At 60.5% G+C, this 1,173-nt stretch carries 1 protein-coding gene; it reads left to right on the forward strand.

From position 1 onward, the window contains the following. Nucleotides 1-76 precede the first annotated feature (76 nt). Entirely contained in the window at nt 77-1,018 is a 942-nt protein-coding gene (locus AB4Y32_RS40345) for an IS5 family transposase (RefSeq protein ID WP_368726568.1), read from the forward strand. Nucleotides 1,019-1,173: the final 155 nt, after the last annotated feature.

Consider the following 1,173-nt stretch of genomic DNA (forward strand, 5'->3'; position numbering starts at 1 on the left):
GGAATCTCTGCAAAAGTCCTGGCACTGACGTGAGCGTGAACTATCCTGGGATGGGGATACTTCAAGGAGCGGCGAGATGACACAGCTTGGTCTTGGTCTGGATCTGTCGACGAAGCGCACCCGCAAGCGCGAGTTTCTAGATGAGATGACCCGTGTGGTGCCGTGGCAGCAACTGATCGCGCTCATCGAGCCGCACTATCCCAAGGGCAGGACAGGCCGCCCACCGTTTCCGGTCGCGACGATGCTGCGCATTCACTTCATGCAGCAGTGGTTCAGTCTGTCGGACCCGGCGATGGAGGAGGCGCTACACGACATACCGCTGTATCGGGAGTTCGCCCTGCTGGGCACGGGCATGACGCGGCTGCCTGACGAGAGCACGATCCTTCGGTTCCGGCATCTGCTCGAGGCGCATGAACTGTCGGCCCGCATGCTGGCGACGGTCAATGAGATCCTGCAGGCGAAGGGGCTGATGCTCAAGGTGGGCTCGGCAGTCGACGCGACGCTGATATCGGCACCCAATTCGACGAAGAAGCCCGGCACGCGAGACCCCGAGATGCGCCAGACGCAAAAGGGAGGCAGCTGGTACTTCGGCATGAAGGCGCACATCGGAGTGGATGCCGAATCGGGTCTGGTGCATACCGTGAAGTGCACGGCGGCCAACGTGCACGACATCACGGTGGCGCATGAGCTGTTGCATGGCAAGGAGCAGGTTGCGTTTGCCGATGCAGGCTATGTGGGCATCGAGAAGCGAGGCGAAACGGGTGCGGTCCAATGGCACGTCGCGATGCGCCCGAGCAAGCGACGCAAGCTGGACAGAAGCAAACGGATCGACAGGATCTACGACGAGATCGAGCGGCTCAAGGCGGGCGTGAGAGCGAAGGTGGAGCACCCGTTTCGGGTGCTCAAATGTCAGTTTGGATATCTGAAAGCACGGTATCGGGGATTGGCGAAAAACATGGCGCAGATCGAAACGCAGTTCGCGCTGGCCAATCTCTGGATGGCGCGCCGGAAGCTGTGAGATGCGATGAAGGAGGAAAAAGCCGCGTACGGATGTCGAGCCGCTGGGTAAAAGACGCGACCGGTAGTGGTCTGACGCCGTGCCAGTGATACCGCGATCCCTGTCTCGGGCGCTCGGCAGAAGTGCGATAAAAAAACGGGTTGTTCAGACCTTCC

This window comes from Paraburkholderia phymatum, assembly GCF_040965635.1.
Taxonomy (GTDB): domain Bacteria; phylum Pseudomonadota; class Gammaproteobacteria; order Burkholderiales; family Burkholderiaceae; genus Paraburkholderia; species Paraburkholderia phymatum_B.

Excerpts from the sequence above, each read along its gene's own strand:
- AB4Y32_RS40345 (WP_368726568.1), top strand. The coding sequence starts at position 77 with ATGACACAGCTTGGTCTTGGTCTGGATCTGTCGACGAAGCGCACCCGC.